General features: G+C 47.1%; 17 protein-coding genes. 3 read left to right on the top strand and 14 right to left on the bottom strand.

What is annotated here, in order from left to right:
• Window positions 1-45: 45 nt before the first annotated feature.
• The 10 genes from flgL to flgF all read right to left on the bottom strand — a co-directional run bounded on the left by flgL (window position 46) and on the right by flgF (window position 9,490).
• Complete coding sequence (gene flgL, locus NWE73_RS11560; RefSeq protein WP_277578483.1) at window positions 46-1,128, bottom strand: flagellar hook-associated protein FlgL; 1,083 nt, start codon at window positions 1,126-1,128, stop codon at window positions 46-48.
• 95 nt (window positions 1,129-1,223) lie between these two features.
• Complete coding sequence (flgK, locus tag NWE73_RS11565; protein WP_277578484.1) at window positions 1,224-2,630, bottom strand: flagellar hook-associated protein FlgK; 1,407 nt, start codon at window positions 2,628-2,630, stop codon at window positions 1,224-1,226.
• Between the two features lie 53 nt (window positions 2,631-2,683).
• A complete protein-coding gene (locus tag NWE73_RS11570; RefSeq protein ID WP_277578485.1) occupies window positions 2,684-3,202 on the bottom strand; it encodes a flagellar protein FlgN in 519 nt (172 codons plus the stop codon).
• 130 nt (window positions 3,203-3,332) lie between these two features.
• Entirely contained in the window at window positions 3,333-3,665 is a 333-nt protein-coding gene (flgM, locus tag NWE73_RS11575; protein WP_277578486.1) for a flagellar biosynthesis anti-sigma factor FlgM, read from the bottom strand.
• Between the two features lie 106 nt (window positions 3,666-3,771).
• Window positions 3,772-4,647, bottom strand: coding sequence for a rod-binding protein (locus tag NWE73_RS11580; protein ID WP_277578487.1), 876 nt, complete (start codon window positions 4,645-4,647; stop codon window positions 3,772-3,774).
• Window positions 4,648-5,111: 464 nt separating this feature from the next.
• Window positions 5,112-6,119, bottom strand: coding sequence for a flagellar basal body P-ring protein FlgI (locus NWE73_RS11585; RefSeq protein WP_277578488.1), 1,008 nt, complete (start codon window positions 6,117-6,119; stop codon window positions 5,112-5,114).
• Window positions 6,112-6,873: a flagellar basal body L-ring protein FlgH gene (locus NWE73_RS11590; protein ID WP_277578489.1), complete on the bottom strand. Its 762-nt coding sequence runs from the start codon at window positions 6,871-6,873 to the stop codon at window positions 6,112-6,114. The genes NWE73_RS11585 and NWE73_RS11590 overlap by 8 nt, the downstream gene beginning before the upstream one ends.
• A complete protein-coding gene (gene flgA, locus NWE73_RS11595; protein WP_277578490.1) occupies window positions 6,870-7,799 on the bottom strand; it encodes a flagellar basal body P-ring formation chaperone FlgA in 930 nt (309 codons plus the stop codon). The genes NWE73_RS11590 and flgA overlap by 4 nt, the downstream gene beginning before the upstream one ends.
• Window positions 7,800-7,806: 7 nt before the next feature.
• Window positions 7,807-8,592: a flagellar basal-body rod protein FlgG gene (flgG, locus tag NWE73_RS11600; protein ID WP_277578491.1), complete on the bottom strand. Its 786-nt coding sequence runs from the start codon at window positions 8,590-8,592 to the stop codon at window positions 7,807-7,809.
• 79 nt (window positions 8,593-8,671) lie between these two features.
• The gene (gene flgF, locus NWE73_RS11605; RefSeq protein ID WP_277578492.1) at window positions 8,672-9,490 is read right to left on the bottom strand and encodes a flagellar basal-body rod protein FlgF; all 819 of its coding nucleotides are present in this window, start codon (window positions 9,488-9,490) and stop codon (window positions 8,672-8,674) included.
• 230 nt (window positions 9,491-9,720) lie between these two features.
• Between flgF and NWE73_RS11610 the strand changes: the two genes are divergently transcribed.
• Both NWE73_RS11610 and NWE73_RS11615 read left to right on the top strand, forming a co-directional pair.
• On the top strand, window positions 9,721-10,713 hold the full coding sequence (locus tag NWE73_RS11610) for a lytic transglycosylase domain-containing protein (protein WP_277578493.1): 993 nt from the start codon (window positions 9,721-9,723) through the stop codon (window positions 10,711-10,713).
• Window positions 10,710-11,897 carry an aspartate kinase gene (locus NWE73_RS11615; RefSeq protein WP_277578494.1) on the top strand — a complete coding sequence of 396 codons (1,188 nt, stop codon included), beginning with the start codon at window positions 10,710-10,712 and terminating at the stop codon, window positions 11,895-11,897. The genes NWE73_RS11610 and NWE73_RS11615 overlap by 4 nt, the downstream gene beginning before the upstream one ends.
• A 17-nt stretch (window positions 11,898-11,914) precedes the next feature.
• On the opposite strand, the gene NWE73_RS11620 is transcribed toward NWE73_RS11615, so the two are convergent.
• On the bottom strand, window positions 11,915-13,312 hold the full coding sequence (locus NWE73_RS11620) for a hypothetical protein (RefSeq protein WP_277578495.1): 1,398 nt from the start codon (window positions 13,310-13,312) through the stop codon (window positions 11,915-11,917).
• A 71-nt stretch (window positions 13,313-13,383) separates the two neighbouring features.
• Complete coding sequence (locus tag NWE73_RS11625) at window positions 13,384-14,730, bottom strand: hypothetical protein (protein ID WP_277578496.1); 1,347 nt, start codon at window positions 14,728-14,730, stop codon at window positions 13,384-13,386.
• Between the two features lie 146 nt (window positions 14,731-14,876).
• On the opposite strand from NWE73_RS11625, the gene NWE73_RS11630 reads away from it, so the two are divergent.
• On the top strand, window positions 14,877-15,362 hold the full coding sequence (locus tag NWE73_RS11630) for a glutathione peroxidase (protein ID WP_277578497.1): 486 nt from the start codon (window positions 14,877-14,879) through the stop codon (window positions 15,360-15,362).
• Window positions 15,363-15,365: 3 nt separating this feature from the next.
• On the opposite strand, the gene NWE73_RS11635 is transcribed toward NWE73_RS11630, so the two are convergent.
• Window positions 15,366-16,832, bottom strand: a complete 1,467-nt coding sequence (locus tag NWE73_RS11635; RefSeq protein WP_277578498.1) for a fibrinogen-like YCDxxxxGGGW domain-containing protein — start codon at window positions 16,830-16,832, stop codon at window positions 15,366-15,368.
• Window position 16,833: 1 nt separating this feature from the next.
• Window positions 16,834-20,832: a tail fiber domain-containing protein gene (locus NWE73_RS11640; protein ID WP_277578499.1), complete on the bottom strand. Its 3,999-nt coding sequence runs from the start codon at window positions 20,830-20,832 to the stop codon at window positions 16,834-16,836.
• Window positions 20,833-20,877 lie beyond the last annotated feature (45 nt).

Here is a 20,877-nt window from a genome sequence, read left to right on the forward strand (position 1 = left end):
TGCAGTCGTTATCGGTAGAATTTAGCGGAACTGTAGGTATTATTTTTATTTGATAAAGTCAAGGAGGCTTGGCTGAATAAGCTTGCCCGACGTTTCAAGCGCCGCTTTGAGCGTGCTTTCTGTCTTGTTGATATCAGAAATCACCTGGAAAGCATCGGCATCTTCAAGCTGCGATGCTGTTGTTTTATTATCAACCACGGCCTTTTGCAGGGAATCCATGGTGTTATTTACTGCCATAATTCTGGACCCAACCTCGGAACGAGCTAGAACCACTTGGGAAATAGCCAAATCGAGAGTGTCCAAGGCCTCTTGCACGCCTTCTTTATCATTCGCACGCAAAGAGATTTCCAAGCCCTTCAAGGTGCTGAAAAGATTCACACCCGCACCACCCGTTACCGGATCGCGCTTATCAGTGGGTTTTTGACGCAACTCTGACGCCGGCCCGCGAGTCGGAAGGAAATTCTCTTCCAATTCCTGATTCGATTGCTGACGGCGAGCTTCTTCATTTTGGAAGTCCTTCAAAGACTCTACATCTGTAGGACTCTCGTAACGAGGGCGAACCACACCGTCACCGCCCAAGCCTCTGCCCAGGAAGACCTTGTTGCCAGAAATATTCATGGCAACAAACGAATCCTTCTGAGTCTGGATCTTCATGTCGCCGTCATTACCGCGGTATTCACCGGCATTATTGAAAGGCGCAGATTGAGTTTTAGATCCGGCGAAAACATAACGTTCACCGAGCTTGCGATTTCCGATTTGAACCGATTGATTATAGATCTGCTCGATCTCTGCCGCAGTGACATTGCGGGTTTCCGCATTTCCACTGGCATCATTCGACTGACTGACCGCAAGCTCTTTGGCGCGAACGAGAATGTCCGAGAGCTCCCCTAAAGATTGATCAGAGAACTCCAGGAAAGATTTCGCATTATTGATATTCTTAATAAACTGAGAATTGCTGTGCTCTTCGGTACGAGCAGCCAACACACGGGCCGCCGAAAGTGGATCATCCGAAGGCTTATTGATACGCTTCTGGGTCGCAGCTTGGTTCTGCAATTCAGTCATATCTGAGCGGTTCTTGCCCAGATTCTGATTCACTTGATTGAAACCCATTTTATCTGCGATTCTCATTTTCTCTTTCTATTCCCTTTAGTGCAGCCCACTAAACTTTTTTAATTCTCATTTTAGACAGCCCCTACTCAGACGAAGTCAGAGTGCAAGCAGGTCTACATTCGTTTCAGATTCAAAACTGTATCGAACATCTCATCCGCAGTTTTGATAAGTCTTGCGGAAGCATCGTAAGTTTTTTGGAACTCGATCATTTTCGTCGTCTCTTCATCCAAGCTCACACCGCTGACACTTTCACGGATATTCGAAAGTTGGTTGATCACATTTTTCTGAGACTCTTGAGCTTTCACCGCTCTTTGTGCCATCGCACCGACTTGACCAACTTGAGTGTTGTAGTAGTCGTCCATCGTCGATGTTCCGCCATCCATTACCTGACGGTATTGAAGGGCTGAGATGACGTTGGCGACCGTATTGTCACCCGGAGCATCCGGCTGCGCTGCCGCCGCAATTCTAGAAACGTCGTTGAAGATCGTTTTGTTCAAGCCAATTGCCGCTGCGGCACCTTTTTCAGAATCCGGCTGTTCAAAGAACAAAACACCTGGCTTACCCGTTTTATCGTAACCTTCGATATGGGCTTTATTAACCTCTGTCGCCAAGGTGTAAGCAAGCTTATCCACGTGGCCTAAAAGATCTTCGATGACATGGTCACGAACATCCAGGGCACCACCAATACGTCCACCCGTGATTTGGCTGGTAATATTAGAAGGAGTTCCCGTTCCTACAAAGAAGACTTCCATACGATCCGTAGTATCAGTCTGTTGAGCCTTCAACTCTGAAGAGCCCGTTCCAGAAACCAGAACCGCAGTTCTACCCGCAGTTACGCTAACCAGGCCGTCTTTTCCTTCAGCCCAAGTGATATCAATCTTTTCGCCGAGCTTTTTAAGCAAAAGATCGCGACGATCTCGCTCGTCATTGGCCGGAGTTTTCTGAACTTCAACCATTTGAATTTTTTCATTCAAAGAGGCAATTTCTTTAGTGATCTGATTGATCTCACCCACAGTCGTCTTGATTTGGCCGTCCAAGTCTTCTTGAACACCACGCAGTTGGCTGGTAACGCGTGCGAAGTCTTTCACCATACCTGTTGCAGATTCACGCACCATCGTACGTGAAGCCAAGCTTTCTGGATTATTGGAAAGCTCACGGAAGCCATTGAAGAAATCCGTTACGTATTGATTCAGACCTTTATTGTTTTGTTCATTATAAATTTGTTCAACGCGACCCATAGCATCGGCACGAGAGTCCTCAAACCCCATGCTCATGCCTTCTTTTTGGATCTGTTTTTCAAGCCATGGATTATTAACGCGAGTCACGACACCGGCACGGGCACCCATACCGATTTGCAAGCCACCCTCACCAATAGGAGTGTTCGAAAGAAGTTCTACTCTTTGACGAGAGTACCCTTCTGTGGATTTATTGGCGATGTTGTGTCCAACAGTTTGCAAAGACGTCTGAGAATTCATCAGAGATCTTTTTCCTGTGTCCATCATTGCCGAAATCTTCGACATTCTGTCTCCTCAAGATGAGCCGTCCTGGTTCACCTTCTGGTTCGTTAAATGACTTAGGCTTCTTTGCTGACAAAGTTCCCGGAAACTTGCGGGCCTTGTTTGTATTTGCCTTTGCTTTCGTAGGTTTTTTTGCCGCTCAAGGCTTCTTTGATATTATCCAAAGCGCCGTTCAAAGTTTTAAGAGCTGACATAGTGTACTCTTCATTTTCCTTGTTGATCGTTGTGATACGTTTGATCAACAAATCAAGAGCCGCATGTTGAGTGCGCAGACGATCCGCCGCTGGAGTGCCTGCAAGCTTTTGCGCCAATTCCAGCAAACGAGGATTTTCAATATCCGCGCCCACGATTGTCGCAAGGTCCATCGCATAGCGAGAACGCAAAGAATCCTGCGCTCTGAGTTTGTATAGCAATTCTTCTTTCAAAAGATTGCTTTCTTCCAAAGCGTCGCGATCTGCTCTAACAAGAATTTCTTTTTCCTTGCGAACAACATCAAGAAGTTGACGATAAATTTTTGTGAGTTCTTCGAGATTGGCTTCGAGCTTTTGATAAGCTCTTTCTGCTACTGCATCCATCTTCATCATCCTTGTGAAGTAGGTTGTCTGATCACGCGCTTCAGCCTACGCCAAGGCTTCGGCTGACTACACCGCTTCGCGGCTTCGTCATCTCTGCATTACGATCCTTCGCAATGCAGACTACGGATAATTAAAATTCTAAATGTTCATCAACCATTCTGTCGGCGATTGCTTTCGCATCAGTTTTGTATTCGCCTTTATCGATCAGGTCGCGGAACTTCGCAACTTTAGCTTCATCAACATCTGGAGCTGACATTGCCAACTCTTTAATGCGTTTTGCATCTTGAGCTTTTGGAGATAATTCCACTTTCGTAGATTCACCCAAGCCCGCTGATTTGAGAGCATCAAGTTTCGATGTTGCTGCACCTTCAGTCGCTTTGCTAGCAATGCCAGAGGCTTTGTCGGCTTTACCAGAATCTGTAAGATTCAGATTTTGACCAATTTTATTATGCGTGATTTTCATCGACAGCCTCCTCTAAGCGAGTGTCTTATTTTTCGTGACAGTATTCTGTCAACAGACACTCATTGCTATTCTTCTCATAGTACCACAATGAGACATTTACACCAAATCATTCTGAGACAGTTTGTGGTCCAGGTTCTTTGTCACCCTCTACGGTCCAGTAGAGTGATTTCGACTCTGGACTTAAAACCCCAAGGGTCTCGCCAGCTTGGATCTTTTCCCCTGTCGAAACTTTAGACACATCACCCTTAAACACCATCTGACTTTTTAGACCATTGTCGTGTTCAATTTCCACCATGGTTTGCTTATCCGCCAAAGTCTTAGATCCCAGCAAAACCCCGTCCCACGGCGCTTTTACCTCGGGCTTCTCCTGCGGAGCCCCCGGCGCTACGGCCATTTTATCAATGCGATAAGACAAAGCCTGTTTTTTACCCGGATGGCGAAACTGATGAGCCGAATAATTACTCTTCTCATCCAAAGGCAACGGCCCCTGAGGCTTAGCAACATTGCGCTTAATCCCCAACTGCACACCAAACTTATCAATCAACTGTTCATAGATAAGTTTAGAAAGACCAATGCCACCCTTCTCACTCCACTTATCAACATAATGATCATCCAACTGCTCACGAAAAATTTTCTCAGCCTGATTCTGCTGAATAAAACCACCTTCATGCACCGTCGACCGCATCGCCTTCATCATCTCGCGAAGAAAATGCTTCTCATACATATCCGAAACATCCCGAAGCTTCTCATCCGGCGACTTCTGCTTGGGCATCTTCATAAACCGCCCAGGCAAAGCCTTAAAATTAGAATTATCAACCACACCATCAGTCTTCGCACCACCAACAGCGCCAGCAACCTGCGAAGCAGAAGCGGGTTGATTCAAAACCGGCTTACTATCAACATCCCCAATAAACTCAGCCCGCGCAACACCACTAAACGCCAACACACATAGAAGCACTCCTGCCATTTTTTTCTTACTCATTACTAGCAATGAGTGTTCGAAAAAGTTTATAGCAGAGTTTGCTCTGATCGAGTTCCGCAGTAAAACAAAGTGGTTAAAAAAGAAAGACTCCAACGAGCCAATCGTCTCCGATCGAAGAGACAGAAAAATACGAGCGAGGACTGTCCGAAGAGCAGAGCAAACTCTGCTATAAACTTTTTCGAACACGTCGTCGCTTTTAAATAAAGAGGAAGAAAAAAAGGGGAGTTGAGTCGGAGAATCATGTGCATCCTGCACTTGACTCTTTAGAGTGTAGCGTCTGCTCAATTTGGTCACTCCGTGACCTGGCTGAACTATTGCTCCTGTTTCCTGCGAGAAAACTTTGACTCTTGACCTTCCATGGTTCGCGATCTCTTCCTCACCCTCCCCGCGTTTCAAGCACATCCATGTGTTTGAAACATATACTCTCAGTTTATTAAATGCCGTGTCATTATGAAACAAAAATTTCATAATACTTCGAGTTCCCCGTGCAAAGCTCCAGCTGCTTTGATGGACTGAAGTATAGTTATCAGGTCCTTTGGCGAGACGCCGAGCTTATTCAGCGCCTGCACAAGATCCCCAACACTGACACCTGTATCAAGAAGTGCAACTTTTTCGTCAGCACCTTTTTTGCCATCGCCCACTTTCACTGACAGTGAACCGTGCGAGATCGCAACTTTCGAAATCTTTACTTTATCCCCGATAACAATCGTTCCGGTTTTTTCATTGATCACAACCCGAGCTTTCATGTCGGGATTGATATCGATGGATTCAATCGTCGCCAACAGCTCCACACCACGATTTTCATAGGCAAATGGCGTGATGATATCAATTGTTCCCGCGTCTTTTGCAGAAGCATAGTGACCACCCAATTCCTTATTGATCGTCAGCACAGAGCGCGCCGCCGTCGTGAAATCAGGATTGATCAAATTCAGACGATACATTTTGCGAGTCGCAAAGTCCGCTGTCATATCACGTTCAATGATCGCACCATTCGGAATACGACCAGCCGTAAGATGCTGTTCTTTACCATCACCACCGATAATGACACTGCCCTGAGCGACGGCAAACACCTGGTCATTGGCAGCGCGCAAAGGAGTCTGCAACAAAGTTCCACCCTGCAATGAACCGGCATCACCAATGGCACTCACTGTGATATCGATCGGGTTTCCTGCTTTTCCGAATGCGGGCATGGTCGCCGTCACGATCACTGCCGCCACATTTTTACTGGCGAACTCTGGAGAATCCAATTTCATTCCCAGTTTGTCGAACATGCGCACGACACTCTTACTCATGAACTCATTTTTACCGTCGCCCGTGCCTTTCAGACCGACCACAATGCCGTAACCGATCAATTGGTTCTCACGCACGCCGCGAATGCTCGCGATGTCCTTCAATCTTGCCGCATTGGCTTGCTCAAAGGAGACCAGCAAAAGAAGCGCTGACAATACGATGATGCTTAAAATCTTATTCATTGCTCTTGTTCCTTCTAATGCTGACAACATCGTACTGCGGGTCTAAAAGTTTTTGAGTTGTGATACCTTCATCATTGAAATCTTCAGGGCGAATCATCCCCGTCAAGATAACTTTGTATTCACGTTTTCCAATCATAAAAGGCTGTTGACCTTTCAAGCGGTAGTTTCCATCCGGCATTTTTTCAACAATTCGTGAAGGAATGGCTTGAATATCCGCAAGTCCTTCCTTGTCATCTTCCTTCTTAGGCTCTTCTTTCGCAGCGGGCGCCGGAGCCTCTGCCGAAGCTGGCGCACGACCGGCTTCGCCGTTTGCTGCCAAAGAATTTCCTAAAGCCGGTTGAGGATTGTTCTGTTCCTCAAGCTGCTTTAAAAGTTTTTTGATCACGGAAACTTTTGTCTCCACTTGCTTCATCGCTGGAGCATCCAGTTTCACATTCAACAAATCACCTTCTCTGCGCATTTTATTTTGCGCAAACAAGTAGGCTCCTTGGCCTTCCATCACCCAAGTCGATCCCGCGTTACTCCCCAGGTCTGACTCTTCTTCCATGCGATTTTTAGTCATACGCTTATACTGACGATCTGTCGGAACACCCATATTTTGCGAATCAGAATACCGCGGCGATGTCGCAATCTTCTCAAGCGGAGGGTTTTCTTTTTTATTCATGGACGCCAAATAGTCGTTCACAGTCGCACAGCCTGTCGAAACCACCATGCCTGTTAGAACTGAAAATACTGAAAAATACTTTTTAATCATTGCAACTTCACCACGCCTTTATCAGTCACCAAAGCAGAAAGAACTTTTTGAGTGTCGAGATTTTTGACTTTCACCAAATCACCAATGACGCCATTGTCCTGACATTCGACGTTCACAGTGATCTCAAAATCCTGATTACCCACAAGGGCCTTAACAATCTGTCCCTTCTTAGCTGCCGGTTCACGTCTGAGATCGGAAGTCCATACCGGGCTTCCAACGGGAAGTGTGCGAGCGGCCAGTTGCCCCTGAATGTCTTCCATACGAAGACCCGCATCCTTCGCAAAAGTCACATCCAGCATGGACATGCGAAGGTCTTCAGGTTTTACCCGCTCTCCTTGTGAGATCATTCGGGTCGTTACCGGGGTTAATCGAGACACGTGAATTGTTCCGGAAATCCATTTTGGGTTGCGACTCTCGCTGTCACGTAGGGGCAAAAGGAAACCACCTTTGGCTGTAAGCTGCGTAAAATCGAGCTCCCACTGACGATTATTAGGAACCGGGACAGATTGAATACTGAGACGGTATTCACATTCAGAACAACGCGCCTTCAAGGCATTCATGATTTTTCTTTCAACTTCTTGCTTTGAAATTGGATTCGCCGCAAAGGTCACTTTGACATTTGATGGAATTTTGAAAGAAGGATTGAGCTTTCTTAAAGTCTCATTATCTTGCATCGCCGCTCTGATCTTCCCCAGAAGTTCATTGGCTTCGAAATGCTGTGATAAAAGAAGTTCTCTGGCGTCATCACGAATCACCACACCCTGCAGCTGTTCCAGCAATTCTTCGCTGCCATCTTTGACAATGGCAATATCACTCAAGTGAAGTGCAGGTCGCTGAGACACTTCCACCGTTGCCGGAATGGAAACCTCAGGCCTTGCGACCGCTTGAAGACTTATCAATAACAACGCTGCTACGATTTTCTTCATCCAGTTATTATCTCAAGTTATTAATTGATTGAAGCATCTGATCGGAAGCTTGAATCACTTTAGAGTTTGTTTCATAAGCACGTTGGGCAGTGATCATATTGACCATTTCATCCACGATATTGACGTTACTTGCCTCAAGCTGTCCTTGCGCCAAATATCCTGTGCCGTTCAAACCCGGGCGAGCTTGAATAGCCTGACCACTGGCTGGAGTTTGTGTGAATAAGTTTTTACCAACCGCTTTAAGACCCGCTGGATTAACGAAATTCACCACATCGATTTGTCCGATTGTTTGCGGCACTGAGTTCACTCCTGCGATCGTGCGAACTTCACCCGTTGGTGCCACTTCCAGACCTGCGACATCTGCAGGAACTGTGATCTCTGGTTGTAAAACGTTGCCGTTTTTGTCGACGATACGACCACCTGGATCTTTTTTAAATGAACCGTCGCGTGTATATGCCGTTTCACCGTCTGGTGTTAAAACTTGGAAGAATCCAGAACCTTCAATTTGCAGATCCAAGGGATTCTTCGTGACCTGAGCGCTTCCACCCGTGAAATCTTTTTGAATAGCTGCTGTGCGTACACCCAAACCCGTTTGCACTCCGTTCGGAGAATAGGCATTCATCCCCGTCGCCGCACCAGGCTCTTTTTGAGTTTGATACATGAGGTCTTCGAACTCAGCGCGAGATTTTTTAAAACCTGACGTTGAAACGTTGGCAATATTATTGGCAATAACATCCATATTCGTCTGTTGTGCCGCCATGCCTGTTGCTGCTGTATTCAAACTCTTAAGCATCTAGGAATCCTTCCGTATGCATTTCTAAATTCAATTTACTTCAAAACCGTTAGCGAACTTCATCGGAGTGCAAGCCAGCCTACGGAGTCGTTTTCCCGACCACATTAACCATCTTCTCAGCCATTTGGTCGTACGCGCTGATGGCTTTTTGCGTGCTTTCAAATACTCGATTTGTCGAGATCATATCTGTCATCTCTTGTACGATATTGACGTTCGAAGTTTCCAAGAAGCCCTGCTTCAAACTTGGATTTTTAATTTCAGACACTTCAGCCTGCATATTCGGTTTAAAACCGTACAAAGAACTTCCTTGCTTCAATAAGGCATCTGGATTGGCAACATTCACCATTGAAAGCTTACCCAGGTTATTAGTCCCTTGATAAACATCTCCATTGTCAGCAATCTGCACCGGAGCAGAACTATCAAAACGAATCACACGTGATGCAGGATCGGCTCCCGCCTCACCGGCTTTCAACACAGGAAAGCCTTCCTTTGTCACAAGTTGTCCATTGCCATCCAATGTAAAATTACCGGCCCGAGTCAGTTTCACACCACCTGGAGTGGCCACTTCGAAGAAACCCTTGCCATCAATGGCAACATCCAGTGTGTTGCCCGTCGGTCTTAAACCGCCTTGAGAAAAGTCAGTGAAGGTTCCTTTTGTGTCGACATAGGATTTGTCGCCACCTTGCATATTATAAAAGCTTTCGATTGAAGCGACATCACGAGGGATTTGAATCACTTCAGGCGGCTTCTCATTCGCTGTCAGATATTCTTGAAAGAGCTGCTGATCGCGTTTGAAGGCAGGAGTATTCACGTTCGCCAAATTATTGGCAATCGTATCAAGCTTTGTACTTTGTGCCATGGCTCCGCTCAGTGCTGTGTAGACGCCTTTTATACTCATGGATTCTCCCTCACTGTGTTGAGCAGCAAGGCGTGTGCCACCTTTTGACAGGACCGACTTCAGTCTGGGAAAAGGTTTCCGTTCAAGACCTTCATCCAGAAGAATTTTTATGGACTCAAGTTTTCTGCGATTTGACCGGGGAATGAACTTCAAAAGACCTTCGTCGATGGCGACATGGAATTGTCAGTTCCTTGTCGACAGTGTCAAAGAATCGACTTCATAATGATCTAATGAGAACGTTGGCAGCTGCATTGCTTTTTCTATTAATCACGTCAAACGCACACGCGGAAACTAAAGTGGTCACCACTGTGCCCACGGCAGTGCTTGCGCCGTCTGCGGCTGCGCCGGAAAAAAATCCACATACCCTCAAAGAGAAATTAAAAGCTCTCACCGCGCGATCGACCCATGTCCAATCTGATAATTTGATTTTCGATCTGCCTGTCACTTACAACAAAAAAGTCAGTAAGTGGGTCGCCTACTACCAGGGCCGCGGCAACAAGTGGTTCCGCAATTGGTTGCAACGTTCTTACAAGTATATGCCCTTCATTCAGACAGAGTTAAAAAGATCGGGTCTGCCTTTAGATCTGGCTTATATGGTCATGATTGAAAGTGGTTTTGCACCGAACGCCATCAGCCATGCTGATGCGGTTGGGCCATGGCAGTTTATCGAGCCGACGGGCACACGCTATGGACTGGAAAAAAACTGGTGGTTGGATGAACGCCGCGATTTGAAAAAAAGCACGCAGGCAGCAATTAAATATCTTTCTGATCTGCATCGCGAGTTTGGTTCTTGGTATCTTGTCGCAGCCAGCTACAACATGGGTGAAAACGGTCTTCGCCGTCAGATTAAAAAATATGGTACCAAAGATTACTGGACGCTCATTAAACTTTCCGCACTTCCCGTGGAAACCCAAGAGTATGTTCCAAAAATTTTGGCTGCGATGTTGATTTCAAAAGCGCCAAATCTCTATGGCTTCAGAGACTTAGAGAAAATGGACCCTCTTGAATACGAAGTTGTCCTCGTCCCCGGGGGCACCGAATTGGATCCTCTCGCGGATCAAATTGGCATCACAAGAAAGTCACTAAAAGATTTGAATGCCGAGCTGTTTTTAGGATACATTCCTCGCCAGGTTGAGAAACACTACATCCGCGTTCCTAAGGGCGCAGGTCGTATTGTCTCGAATTTTGTGTATCAAAAAAACCAAAAGGTCGCGATTGAATGAAACCCTTGATTGTTCAAAAGTACGGTGGAGCTACATTAGCTGATCCTCAAAAGATCAAAGCTGTTTCCTCCCGCATCGCGAATCAATCTCAAGAAAATTCTTTGATCGTCGTCGTCAGCGCGATGGGTAAAACCACGAACTCTTTGATTGATCTTGCCAGCCAAGTTTCTTCACATCCGCAAAGACGTGAAATGGATATGCTCCTCACTGTCGGGGAACGCATCAGTATGTCTTTGGTAAGTATGGCCTTGAATGATCTGGGTTGCCGCGCAATCAGCTTCACAGGAAGCCAAGCCGGTATTTTTACTGATGACTCTCACGTCAATGCTTTCATTAAAGACGTCAAAGGCTTCCGTGTTGAAGAAGCCTTAAAAGACGACAAAGTGGTTATCTTAGCAGGTTTTCAAGGTGTCTCACCGGTGACAAAGGAGATTACGACTCTGGGGCGCGGTGGATCTGACACTTCTGCAGTGGCGATGGCGGCAGCCTTCAATGCTGAACGCTGTGAAATCCTGAAGGACGTGCCAGCAGTCTTCACTGCAGATCCCAATGTCGTGAAAAGTGCTCGTCCACTTCAAGAGTTGAATTACGATCAATTGATGGAGATGACTTTCTGGGGCGCTAAGGTTTTGCACTATCGCTCGGTGGAATTGGCAAAACTTCGCGATGTCACTTTATACATTGGCCCGGCTTCAAATAAGACTTCGGATGGCACTTTAGTTAAAAAAGGATTGAATATGTTTGAGTCATGCAAAGCCCTGTCACTCAATTCTCACGAGACTGTCCTTGAAATTAAGTCTTTGGAAAAAAATACGGCAAAGGCTTTGAAGAGTCTGCAAAGTTTGTTTGAAGAAAAGCAGATCGCATTCCCACAACTTCTACACTGCGAGATTTCGCATGACGAGACTGAGATTCTTTTAACAGGACCTCAGGAAATCATGGGAGCTGTGAAGCGTGAACTTCAAGCTCATAAAGGCTTTGCGTTGAATTCAACAGACTTCTCCACAGTCACTTTGACTTGCACTGGTGCGACATCGCCGGAGATTCCACAAAAAGTTTTGGAAAAAATAGATCAGGCCCAGATACAGGCGCGCAAGTTGATCATGAGCGCTATGAGTGTGACTGTTGTTGTAAATGCAAATGAAAGAAACAAAGCGATTGAAGCTTTGCACGCCCTGATCTAATCAGATCAGGGACTCTATTATGGCATCAGACTTGGTGCCACGACTTGATAACGATTCTGAATTTTCTGCCAGATATTTGAATGAGGACCGGTGATTCCATCCGGGCCCGAAGCACCTGCAAGACCGCGAGATCTTGGATCGAATTGTCCACCTGGTAAGAACTGTCTTAAATTAGGGCCACCGGGTCCTGCTTTTCCAGCATAGCCGCCATAACCACCGCGACCATCGCTGCCATCGCCGGAGCCGCCTCCGCCGTAACCACCACCTGAGCCACCGCCGCCGCCGCCATAGAATCCAGCATTCACGCCAGTCGGATCTTGATTCGCTCCACCTGCGCCGCCTTTTCCACCCGCGCCGCCGCCATCACCACCTGCAGATCCCAGATTTGCTCCAGCACCTTGCTTGCCGTCAACACCAGCCTCTGCGCCGCTTTTGTTCACAACACCTTGTGGGATTTCTGGAAGACCAAAGTTATCACCGCCACCAAATCCATCACCGGCGCTGTTGCCCGTGCGAACTGCTGTTTCAATTCCGTTGATTCCCGTGGAGGCGTGGTTAGATTGACCGGAGACACAAGAAGGATCGTTGGGATTTTTACTGCACACGCAGACTTTGTTGGAGGCCATTTCAGGCTTCGAACAATCCACCGGCCCCGAAGCCGTACAACCTGCAAGATTTGGATTGGTCTTACACATTTCTGGTAGTGGCGCGGAAGTACCATCAGATTCTTGTGCACAATTTTGTGCCTGCAAAGTTGTCTGTAAGAAATTATTCACTGCTTGCTGAGCGGTATCCGCTTTTTTCTGCAAGCTCGTGCAGGATTTTTGAGTTTCTTTTAATGAAGTCGGTGCGGGAGCTTCACCAGTACGGAATGGACCAACCTGACAACCTGAATTTTGTTGAAAATACTGAATCGCAGCACTGCACGCAGAGCTGCAGCTCCCCACAGAGCTTTGGCAAGTCATCTGATAAGCCGCTGTTGCAGCATTGGCTGCTTGTGAGATTTTTCCCATGGAGGAACAGGCAGCCTGAACGCTGCTTGAAACTTGCTGACCCAAAACCACCGCTGCCTGCTGAGCTTGCGCCAGTCCTGTATTCTGAGATTCATCACAATCATTTCGCGCTGTTGTCGTAGCGTCATTACAAGCTTGAGTCAGCTGTGATAAGCGCTGAGCACAAGCAGCCGCAGGATCCACCACAGACTGACTCGGAGTTTCTATACAGGTCTCTATGCAGTTCATCTTTACTGCGCCATCCTCATAGCCTCTGCAGTCACTACAGGCGCGACGAGGGGGGCGATTCATCAAATCTCTCTCTGCTGCATCAAGCTTCCCGGCAGTATAGTCATCCGCGAAACTAAAGTTCCCCAGCAAAATAAACGATAGAAAAATAGCTGCAAGATGAGTCATTCCCATAAGCCAACTTATCGGAACGTAGGTCTGTGAACTTTATGAAACAAATTTTTTGTCTCAAAACGAAACACCCATTAAGGAATCAACGTCGGGCTGACAACCTGATAGCGATTCTGGATTTTTTGCCAAATATTTGTATGAGGCCCGGTAATTCCATCCGGGCCTGAAGCCCCAGCAATTCCGCGTGCCTTGGGATCTAAAGTCCCCCCCGGTAAAAACTGGCGCAGATCTGTGGCACTTTTTTTAAATGCATCGCCGACCTTATCTAGCATTCCACCAAAACCAGATCGGGCATCACCTGAAGAAACGGATGAACTACCATATCCTCCACCGCCACCTCCATAGAATCCAGAATTCACCTCCTGCGAATTCTTGTCGGTCTTACCTTCTGCTTTCCCAGCTTCGACGCCCCCAACACCACTGCCAAAACCATTTTGACTTAAATTCGCGCCAGCGCCTTGCTTTCCTTCGACACTGGCTTCAGCAAATGAGCCATTGATTTTCCCTTGCTCGATTGTTGGCAATCCATAGTTATCTTCACCATTCACGCCTGAGTCCTCTGGCTTTACTCTGGAAGCAAATTCAGCGGCTCCAGGAATATTAGTGCCCGCAGCCGACTTCACCCCCATGCAAGAGGCGTCATTGGGATTTTTGCTGCAGATACAGACTTTGTTGGAAGCCATCTCAGGTTTTGTGCAATCAACGGGTCCCTTCTGAGTACAGCCTTCAAGATTTGGATTGGCCTTACAGATCTCCAAGGCTGCGGTGGAAACGCCTGAGGATTCATCGGCGCAGTTTTGCGCATTCGCTGCTGTTAAAGCATAGTTCTGCATAGCCTTAGCGGCTTCGTCTGCTTTTGGATTTAAATCCTGACAGATTTTCAAAAGATCGCGGGCTTCGTCATAGCCCGCGCTGGATGGCGGTGGTGGTGGTGGACCAAACGCTGCATCCTCAATGCATTTGTTGTGAGATTTCCAATGTTCGACGGCTTTACTGCAGGCTGATTGGCAACTTGAAATACTGCTCGCGCAGTTCGCCTGATAAGCCGCCACCGCTGCATTCGCCGCTTGAGAAAGAGCAGCCATCTTCGAACAAGATGCCTGTATGCTTGCTGCCGTCGCCGTTCCCAAAATAGAAGCGGCTTGGCGCATGGTTCCCATAATGCCTGTATCTTGCTTTTCATCACAGGAATTTGTGGCTGAGGCATTTTCATTTCGACATTCGGCAATCAAAGCATTCATTTGCCGTACACAGGTCGTACTGTTCACAAGCCCCGAGTAATCACTTTGATTTGATTCACTGGATTCTGATTGGTCATTGGCGGCAATCAAATATAAGGAGTCCTTATCAGCTTTGGCAAAGGCTGACGTGCTATGAAGGGCAAGGAGTATAGAGATACAGGCCCGTACAAGATTCTCCATATCGTTTCTTTTCGGCCGTGGCGATCTCACTCTAAACATACAAATGTATTGCAATGAGAAGGCTTTCAGCTTTTTAATCTTTAGAGCAGGTATTGTGTTAATTTCGAGATGAAACTCAACTAGTCTCAGATCACAGGGGAGATAAAATGGATAAGACGATGTATTCCTTCAAAGTGAAAGCTGCGGATGGCTCTGAAATGCCTCTCGATAGTTATCAAGGAAAACCCGTACTCGTCGTCAACGTCGCCAGCAAATGCGGCTATACTCCGCAATATCAGGGACTTGAAGAACTCTACGAGAAATTCAAAGACCAAGGCTTCACCATTCTGGGATTCCCCTGCAATCAATTTGGCGCTCAAGAGCCAGGCACCAATTCAGAGATTCAACAATTTTGCAGTCTTAACTACGGCGTGACTTTCCCGGTGCTCAACAAAGTGGATGTTAACGGCAGCAACACAGATCCTTTCTACAAGTGGCTCAAAGAATCTGCACCCGGTTTTTTAGGGACTGAGATGATTAAATGGAATTTTACAAAATTCTTAATCGGCAAAGACGGAAAAGTTATAAAACGCTACGCTCCTCAGGTCGAACCAAAGGAAATTTTGGAAGATATTCAGAAGGCTCTCGGCTGAATTTTATTTCACCCAAAGTTCCATACGCGGAACACTCACACCACTTCCCATAAGTTCATCTGAAGCGGGAATTCCTGCCGGAGTTCCCCAGGTAGTCTGAGCTCCCACTCCGTAAAACCAGTTTACGCTTCCGACAGACCCATCGGCGAGAGAGTTTCCTGGGATTCCATACTCCAGACCTCCCCAGTAGTTACTGGTCGACTGAATCGCAATGCCCACATAGCCCGCGGCTGCTTGTGACGTGAAATTGCTCGTTTGTGTCCACCAGTTTCTGGCAGTGGTGGAGCCTGGCCAGTCAATTTTTAACTCATATTTTCCACTGCGCACGAAAGAAGAAAGTCGACTTAAAATAGAATATCGCGACGCTAAGGGTGCCGTCGTATTGTACGAAAGAGCTTCGGCGTTATTCGCAAACAGACCGCCCAGTGGATAGTCGTGGTACATCACTCTTGTCCACCCCCCACCATCGGTAGTCATATCACAAACTACAGGAATGGGCGTGCCGATATTGCCGGGATCAATCGTGTAGATACCTGAACCGATCGATGCGCCACTATCTAAGATATCTTTGCAGGAATTATACGAAACATAGGTGTCGTCTTCCTTGATCCATAGATTCACTTCTGCAACTCCCCCAGTAGCTATGATTCCCGTATCTGCCGGGATTCCAGCCGGAGTGCTATAAGCTGCCGTACTACCAATGGCATAAAACCAGTTAGTATGCTGAACAGATCCATCAAGAAGCGAACTATTGGAATTCGTCGGACCATGCGCACCATTACCCAATTCAAGACCTGCCCAATTTGACAATCGCGTGTCTGTATAAGCGTTCACTGCAATCGGAACGATGCCTGCCGCCGCGACATCTGAAAGTGGATTCGTTGTTTGCAGCCAAATATTTTTTTGACTATATCCAGGCCAAGTCAGACGAAAGCGATACTTTCCGGCAGTCACAAAATCCGGAATCTTATTCAAAATAGAATAAAGATTCCCTGTGGGCGCTCCCGTGTTTTTACTAATTGCATCTCCGACAGTGGTAAAATATCCCCCGGCAATATTGTGTCGGAAAATTCGCGTCCAGCCTCCACCATCTGCCGTCATGTCACAGTATGCCTGATAAGAAGTTCCAGCGCCCGCCCCATCAGAATCGATCGTATAGGTGCCACTCGCTGGACTTCCCATTAAAGTCAGAATTTCCTTACACGATTTCGGATAACACTGAGTGGCGGCTATGAAGGCCGGTTTACTTGCCGCGATGAACTGCGCCCATTCAGTTGTCGAATGAGTCGGCACAAACAAGTCACTGCTTGCATGGTTATTCTGCACGGTATAGCAGGCTCCTTGAGCGCCACCATCTTTCGCATAGATTCTCATCGAACCGCCACCCGCAGGGATACGATAGCCCTCACTCAAGGTGTTGATCCCTGCAATCCATGGAAAAAGAATAAGCATGACTAAAAACTTCTTCATTCTATTTTTCGCTTAAGATTTTTTCAAGACGCTCAAGGCGCACTTTCAAATCTTGATTTTCTTTCTCAAGTTTATTTAACCGAGTTTGAGAATTATCCTGAACACTTGCCACAGTTCGCTGTACGTTTTGAACTTGCGATTCACAGCGAGTTTCCGCTTGAAGGCGTTCCTGATGTTCCTGCTTTAACGCTTCCACCAGAATGGCAACGATATTTCCGTACTGAACGGCTTTATATCCTGATTTTCTATCAGTCTTCACAAGCTCAGGATAAATTTTCTCAACTTCCTGAGCGATGAAGCCCACAGTCTTTTCATCATTACTTTTCCAAACGAAACTCACACCACGAAGCTGCAACACTTTTGCCAAGGCATCTGGCAAAGTGATGATATCTTTTTTCAAGCGCGCATCTGAGGTGTAAAGATAAGAGGCTGCTTTGACATTGCCATTAACTTCCAGAACCTCACTTGGCGCTGTCGTACCAATGCCAACATTTCCTGATGATAAGATTGTTATTTTAGCAGTATCTAAAGGACCAATCATCAATGAACCCGAAACACCATTCGTAAGACCAAAACCAATAGTTGTCGAATTCGAAGCCGTCACTGTGTTTGAGCGCCCAAAGATACTGGCATTTCCGGCATTATTGCTCACCGTATTTGAAGAACCTATGACTGTCAGGTTGTAACCAAAATTCGACAAGCTTGTAGTAAAGCTATTGGAACTACCGACGACATGCATTCCCGAGGCATTGCCTCCCCCGGAATTCGTGATGCTATTGCTGGATCCTAAAATATAGTTTCCGCCGGCAAACGTAGAGTTACCACCACCGATAATCGCGTCTCCACTTACTTGGAATTTAGTCACAGGAGTTGTGGTTCCAATTCCCACGTTACCACCGGCTTGAACAGTCACTCGAGTCGCGTTATTCGTTTTAATATTTAAGTCAAAGTTGTCATTGTTGCCCAGGTTTGAAGTGGCCCCAAAACTATTACCGCCATTTACAAACCCAGAATAAATTGAACTCATAGCATAGCAGCCGTAATTTCCAGAAGCATCGAAACTCAAAATTTGATTTACAGCGCAGGTTACTGCCTGCTGAACTGTTCCAGTTCCATTTGTTCCAAGCAAACGGTTGGCGGCCAAAGAAGAGGCACCAGTACCACCATTTGCAATCGGCAAAACTCCAGTTACCGCAGCCGACTGACTCATGTCGATCGCGCCAAAGACGGGGGCGCCGCCCCCAGCAGGAACTCGCAGTACTTGATTTGCCGTGCCTGCGGCCGTCGACGTCGGACTTGCACCGACTCCTCCACCAAGAACGACTCCGTTAGCGGTAAGAAGTGACGATGAAGCCATCGTCGATGACGAAGAAAAATATGGAATTCCACCTGAGGTGCCACTGGTCAAACCAGTTCCACCTTTGCCAACAGTTACTGTATTCAAAGTGGGATTTGGATAAGTACCAGATAGATCCCCACCAGCAGCGCCACCAGGCGCAACTCCCGAAATAGTGACGTTCGCTGCCGCAGTTAATCGACCTTGGGCATCCACCGTAAATGTTGGCACTTGTGTTGCCGATCCATAGGCGGCCGGGGTCACTGCGGTATTTGCCAATGAAATCGTTCCACTCGATGTAATAGGCCCACCTGACAGTCCAGTCCCCGTCGCAACACTTGTGACTGTCCCATTTGTTGGAGTCACCCACTTCAAACCACCAGACTGTGCGGAGTCCGCTGAAAGAACTTGGCCGTTAGTACCAACAGTCAGTGACACATCGTTAGTTCCATCATTCGTAATTAAAGCACCTTTAGTAGAAATAGGAGAGATTGCATTGAACGCAGTAATTGCTGTTGAGGCACCCGTACCGCCATTGGCAAGTGGCAAGACCCCTGTCACTTCAGATGCTAAATTGACAGAAGCTCCATTCGTGGCGGCCGTGAGTCTACCTTGAGCATCGACAGTAATATTGGCTCTGGTATAAGAACCCGCAGTCACAGCAGTATTTGCCAGATTGAGTGTCACTGCTCCCGATGAGCCACCACCAGAGAGTCCCGTACCAGCGCTCACACTTGTAATTGTTCCACCTGAACCATTTGCAGAAGCAATAGAGACCCAAGCTCCTGAATTATACTGATAGATAACTTTAGAATCGGTCGCAAAATAGATTGCGCCCGCAGAAGGAGAAGCAGGCTTACTTGCATCCAAACCTGTTTGAATCGACGGAGCCCCTCCCGCATTAGAAACCAAAGAATCGGTAATACCATATCCACTTAATGTCGTCGGTTTACCTGTGGTGATTTTAGTCCAATCCAAAGAAGGAATATCTGTCGCAGCCAAAGCCGCGGAAGAAGTTACACGCCCTTTAGCATCATAGGTAATTTTTGTTCCGGTCGATGCCGTCACGATGGCGGCAAGAGTAGGATTTGGATAGGTTCCGGTTAAATCCCCGCCTGCAGCTCCGGTAGGCGCACGAGAATTTGTAAGGCGCGTATCATTGCCAAGAACGACTTCTGCAGCCACAGCATCACCCGCCGCAGGAAAATTCTTTGTCGCTGCTGTCCCCAACCCAAGATTAGTTCTGGCCGTCGCCGCCGTCAGCTCACTCAAATTGTTCGCTGGATTTAATGGAGTGAATCCCAAAGCCGTTTGTTTATTATTAAAGACCGTCCAATCTGCTGCTGCCAAATATCCATCTACGGCTCCCGTGGCTCTGGCCATAGAAATCAATGGTGTTGTTGCGCCATTGGTAACTGTCACCGGTGCGGTGCCTGAAACGTTTGTGACAGTTCCACCCGCGTTGCTATCTGCAGCTGGAGCCCAATGGGTTCCGTTAAATTTTAAAACTTGTCCAATACTTGGTGCGACTGTGAAATTCAAAGGATAACCTTTGATTCTATCAACACTGCTCGCACCTTGAGTGCCCGTGACATCTCCTGCTAGATTGCCGCTGAAGTTTGTCGCCAAAGAGGCTGACCCCACCGCCAAAGAAGATTGATTGGTACACTGCCAGCCTGTCGCCACATTCCAAGTCAAAATTTGGCCTGACGAACAAACAATCGGAGACAAGGTCGACCCGGTGGAGGAATCAGTTCCCACCAAACGGTTCACACCTGGATTTGCAAAAAGTTTCGAAGTTGAAACAGCGGCATCAGCAATTTTAGAGTTGGTGACAGAATTATCCGCCAGACTTGGATTCGGATAGGTCCCGTTAAGAACTCCTCCCGCAGCACCCGTCGGAGTGCGCGCATCGCTAAAACGAGAATCATTCCCGGCAGCCACAGTGCCCGCAATAGTTCCAACATTCAAAGTCACTACCGGATTCACCGTATCCGCACTAACAGTTAAATAGGGATTGCTTCCCGCGGAGGCTGTCACGGTTTTCACAGTGCCACCACTTGCGCCACTGACACCCGAACATCCAAACTTTCTGGTACTGGCATCCCAAGTTAGAAAGTTTCCACTATCACAATTGATATTGTTATTAACTTCAGTCTTTAAAACAAAATCCGTGGCAACATTACTTCCCAGCATCGCTGACGAAGCAGAGAATCCCGCATAAGGTACTGTGCGAATCTCATTGTCCGGGGAAATAGTTTTCCACGAATTTCCATCGTGAAACTTCACCCGCAAGAAACGCCCATCCGTCAAACCAGGATTATATGGAGAGTTCCCATCGCATGTTTGCGAAAGAGCATTATTAAAGGCATCTAAAATAGTAAAAGTAGGTGCTGCGGGATAACTGTGTGAATTGCCGATGGTGGCATCAAACACTCCGCTGGAGTTCGTCATATCTACATGATTCAACTGCTCGCGATATAACACGCAAGTTTTGTTCGGCGCGAGAACTTCGAATTGAAAGGAAACGCTAGAATATTCTAGAGGAGAGCCATCTGATTTAAGGATGCGCCCTTGATAGGTCAGTGTCGCAGGCGCCGCATTTGCGCGCACTACGCCCAGCCATAGCAAAAATAAAAAAGGTAACGTACAGGTTTTTCTCATTGCTGTTTAACTAATCGGCCACTCGTCGTAGAATCTTGAATAAGA

Origin of the sequence: Bdellovibrio svalbardensis, assembly GCF_029531655.1 — a bacterium.
GTDB classification, from domain to species: Bacteria; Bdellovibrionota; Bdellovibrionia; order Bdellovibrionales; family Bdellovibrionaceae; genus Bdellovibrio; species Bdellovibrio svalbardensis.